1 protein-coding gene is annotated in these 5,010 nt (G+C 52.4%); it reads right to left on the bottom strand.

Annotation, left to right across the window (positions count from 1 at the left end; all coding sequences use genetic code 11):
* A partial coding sequence (locus O9290_RS08660; RefSeq protein ID WP_288086905.1) for an ELWxxDGT repeat protein occupies window positions 1–4,464 on the bottom strand: 4,464 nt, incomplete at its 3' end.
* Window positions 4,465–5,010: the final 546 nt, after the last annotated feature.

Below are 5,010 nucleotides of genomic sequence, written 5' to 3'. Positions count from 1 at the left end.
TTCAATCACCAAATCGCCGGCATCATTTACCGTATAAGTATCGTTTCCGGCTAATCCAGTCATGGCATCTGCTCCAGAGGTTCCCACAAGGGTGTCTGGACCAGAAGTACCGATAAAGTCATCATTTTGAATGGTTCCCGTAGCAGTAGCGGTGGTAATGGTAGCACCGTTGGTGGCATTGGAGAGGGTGACGGTAAAGTTTTCGTTCAGTTCTACTGTTGTATCTCCCTGAACGTTAACAGTAATCACTTTACTGGTTTCCCCGGCGGCAAAACTCACGGTTCCTGAGGGTAAGACGGACCCTACAAAATCAGTAGCATTGGCAGGATTGCTGCCGCTGCCAGTAACTGCCCAGTTAACGTTATTGCTTCCGGTGGTATTAACCGCACGAGTGACGGTGAAGGTGAAGGCTTTACTGCCACTGTTGCCCTCGGTTTGATTGGCATTGGTGGCGGCAATGGCGAGGGTGGGAACTGCTACATCATCATTTTCAATGGTTCCCGTGGCAGTAGCAGTGGTGATAGTAGCGCCGTTGGTGGCATTGGAGAGGGTAACGGTAAAGTTTTCGTCCGGTTCCACCGTTGTATCTCCCTGAACGTTAACAGTAATTACCTTACTGGTTTCTCCGGCGGCAAAACTCACGGTTCCTGATGGTAACACGGACCCGACAAAATCCGTGGCATTGGCAGGATTGGTTCCGCTGCCGGTAACTGCCCAGTTAACGTTATTGGTTCCGGTGGTATTAACCGCACGAGTGACGGTGAAGGTAAAGGCTTTACTGCCACTATTGCCCTCGGTTTGATTGGCATTGGTGGCGGCAATAGCGAGGGTGGGAACTGCTGCATCATCATTTTGGATAGTGCCAATAGCAGTAGCGGTGGTAATAGTAGCGCCGTTGGTGGCATTGGAGAGGGTAACGGTAAAGTTTTCGTCCGGTTCTACCGTTGTATCTCCCTGAACGTTAACAGTAATCACTTTACTGGTTTCCCCGGCGGCAAAACTTACTACTCCACTGGGTAATACTCCCCCAACAAAATCCGTGGCATTAGCAGGATTGGTTCCCGTGCCAGTAACTGCCCAGTTAACGTTATTGGTTCCCGTGGTATTAACCGCACGAGTGACGGTGAAAGTAAAGGCTTTACTGCCACTGTTGCCCTCGGTTTGATTGGCACTGGTGGCGGCAATAGCGAGGGTGGGAACTGCGGGACCACTCACGGCCCACAATTCCCGACCGTTCACGCCGTCATCGGCAGTGAAGTACAGGGTGCTGCCCACTACTCTCAGGTTTTGGGGGTTGGAGCCAGAGGAACCAGGGCGGATGTCCCCCACCAGAATCGTGCCGGCCGCCGTGCCGTCGCTTTTCCACAATTCAGTACCGTTCACGCCGTCATCGGCAGTGAAGAACAGGGTGTTGCCCACTACCGTTAGATTGCGGGGGTAGTTGCCAGAGAAACCGGAACCGGGGTTGATATTCTTGACCAGAACCGTACCAGCCTCCGTGCCGTCGCTCTTCCACAATTCCTGACCGTTAACGTTGTCATTAGCAGTGAAGTACAGGGTACTGCCCACTGCCGTTAGATTGCGGGGGTCAGACCAAGAGAAACTGGGGGCGATATCTTTGACCAGAACCGTACCAGCCGCCGTGCCGTCGCTCTTCCACAATTCCCGACCGTTCACGCCGTCATCGGCAGTGAAAAAGAGGGTGTTGCCCACTGCCGTTAGATTGCGGGGGGGGGAGTAAGGGGAACCGAGTCCGATATCCTTGACCAAAACCGTACCCGCGGCCGTGCCGTCGCTTTTCCACAATTCCCGACCGTTCGCGCCGTTATCGGCAGTGAAGAACAGGGTGTTGCCTACTGGTGTTAGATAGCGGGGGTAGGAGCTAGAGGAACTGGGGCGGATATTCTTGACCAGAACCGTACCGGCCGCCGTGCCGTCGCTTTTCCACAATTCAGTACCGCTAACGCCGCTGGCACTGAAGAACAGGGTGTTGCCCACCGCCGTTAGATTGTCGAGGCTGATATTCTTGACCAAAACCGTACCGGCCGCCGTGCCGTCGCTTTTCCACAATCCAGCGTTAGTGAAGAACAGGGTATTGCCCAGTGCCGTTAGATTGTCGAGGAAGGAGCTAGAGTCACCGGGGTTGATATCTTTGACCAGAACCGTGCCGGCCGACGTGCCGTCGCTTTTCCATAATTCAGTACCGTTCACGCTGTCATAGGCCTGGAAGAACAGGGTACTGCCCACCACCGTCAGATTGCTCGGGTAGGAGCCATAGTCACCCGGGCTGATGTCGGCGACCCGAACTGTACCGGCCGCTGTGCCGTCGCTCCTCCACAATTCCTCACCGTTAACGCTGTCATAGGCAGTGAAGAACAGGGTATTGCCCCGGGCCGTCAGATTGCTGGGGTAGGGACCAAAGGAACCGGGGTAGATATCTTTAACTAAAAAAGGAACGGAGTCCTCGTCAATAATGGTCGCGGTTGCCGTAGATGGAGTGCCGAGAGTAGCTCCGTTGGTGGGATTGGAGAGGGTGACGGTAAAGTTTTCGTTCGGTTCTACTGTTGTATCTCCCTGAACGTTAACAGTAATTACTTGACTGGTTTCTCCCGGGGCAAAACTCACTACCCCACTGGGTAACACTCCTCCGACAAAATCGGCAGCGTTAGCGGGAAAAGTGCCAGTGCCGGTAACTGCCCAGTCAACGTTATTGCTTCCGGTGGTGTTATCCGCACGAGTGACGGTGAAGGTAAAGGCTTTGCTGCCACTGTTGCCCTCGGTTTGATTGCTGCTGGCGGCGGCAATGGTGAGGGTGGGAGCTGCTACATCATCATTATTGATTGTTCCCGTGGCAGTAGCGGTGGTAATGTTAGCTCCGTTGGTGGCATTGGAGAGGGTGACGGTAAAGGTTTCGTTCGGTTCAAATGTGGTATCTCCCTGGACGTTAACAGTAATCACTTTACTGGTTTCCCCCGGGGCAAAACTCACGGTTCCTGACGGTAACAATCCCCCGACAAAATCCGTGGCATTGGCAGGATTGCTGCCGCTGCTGGTCACTGCCCAGTCAACGTTATTGCTTCCCGTGGTATTAACCGAACGAGTGACGGTGAAAGTGAAAGCTTTACTGCCACTGTTGCCCTCGGTTTGATTGGCATTGGTGGCGGCAATGGCGAGGGTGGGAATTGCGAGCGTACTCACAGCCCACAATTCAGTACCGTTCACGCCATTATCGGCGCTGAAGAACAGGGTACTGCCCACTGCCCTTAGATTGCGGGGGATGGAGCTAGAGGCACCGGGGCGGATGTCGCCCACCAAAACTGTACCGGCCGCCGTGCCGTCGCTTCTCCACAATTCCTCACCGTTTACGCCGTCAAAAGCAGTGAAAAAGAGGGTATTACCCGCTGCCGTCAGATAGCGGGGGTTGGAGCTAGAGGAACCAGCGCGGATATCTTTGACCAAAACCGTACCGGCCGCCGTGCCGTCGCTTTTCCACAATTCCTTACCGTTCACGCCGTCATCGACAGTGAAGAACAGGGTGCTGCCCACTGCTGTTAGATTTTCCAGGTTGGAGCTAGAGGAACCAGCGCGGATATCTCTGACCAAAACCGTGCCGGCCGCCGTGCCGTTGCTTTTCCACAATTCCTCACCGTTCACGCCGTCACTGGCAGTGAAGAACAGGGTACTGCCCACTGCCGTTAGATTTTCTGGGTCGGAGCTAGTATAGGAACCGGGGCGGATATCTTTGACCAAAACCGTACCGGTCGCCGTGCCATCGCTTTTCCACAATTCCTCACCGTTTATGCCGTCATCGGCAGTGAAGAACAGGGTACTGCCCACTGCCGTTAGATTTTCAGGGAAGGAGCCAGAGGAACCGGGGGCGATATCTTTGACCAAAACTGTACCAGCCGCCGTGCCGTCGCTCCTCCACAATTCATAACCGTTCACGCCGTCAAAAGCAGTGAAGTACAGGGTACTGCCCACTGCCGTTAGATTTTCGGGGCGGATATCCTTGACCAGAACCGTGCCGGCCGCCGTGCCGTCGCTCTTCCATAACTTTTCACCGTCATCGTTGTCATCGGCAGTGAAGAACAGGGTGTTACCCACCGCCGTTAGATAGCGGGGGGAGGGACCAAAGGAACCGGGAAAAATATCTTTGACCAGAACTGTACCGGCCGCCGTGCCGTTGCTTTTCCACAATTCCTCACCGTTCACGCCGTCACTGGCAGTGAAGAACAGGGTACTGCCCACCGCCGTTAGATTGCCGGGGTTGGACCAAGAGCCACCAGGGTTGATATCTTTGACCAGAACCGTACCGGCCGCCGTGCCGTCGCTCTTCCACAATTCAGTACCGTTAACGCTGTCATAGGCCTGGAAGTACAGAGTATTGCCCAGTGCCGTCAGATAGCCGAAGAAGGAGCCAGAGGAACCGGGGTTGATATCTTTAACTAAAAAAGGAGTTGACATGACTTTTTCCTGAATAAAGGGTGAAAATTAAACAGTTAGGTAGTGGTGCAGAATAAATTTCCTAGTGGAGAAAGGCACTCATGCAAGGGGCAAGGGGCAAGGGGGGGTTAGATTTGTGTCATTAATTTTGCTTAAGTACTTAAGCCAACCCACGTTCATCTCTGGTATAGATTAGAATCGATTATTAACATTGATTTTTGCTTATGATTTATTATGGTTTCAGTGGGTATTAATAGAAGTCATGACGCTGACCTAGAAAGATTACTGCGGCTATTTTACGCAAAGAATCGCCAATCTTTCAAGGTTTTCATAACAAAAATTAACATTTATTACAAGAAACCCGTTTTCTCAAAGAAACAGAAAACGGGTTTCTCAAAGAAACCCATTTTCTAAATAGTTTCTCGCAGAAACCCGTTTTCTAGATATTGATTTTTGCCAAAGACTGCTTAAATTCTGCGAGAGAATTAGCGGTAGCTGCTAATTTAACAATCTCTTGTAATGTAGATAGTACCGAAACTTTATTCAGGTATTGTTCCACATCTAAAG

Source organism: Microcystis sp. LE19-41.2A (genome assembly GCF_027530405.1).
GTDB classification, from domain to species: Bacteria; Cyanobacteriota; Cyanobacteriia; order Cyanobacteriales; family Microcystaceae; genus Microcystis; species Microcystis aeruginosa.
The sequence above is the reverse complement of the archived record's forward strand: the minus strand, read 5'-3'. Positions and strand labels throughout refer to the sequence as shown.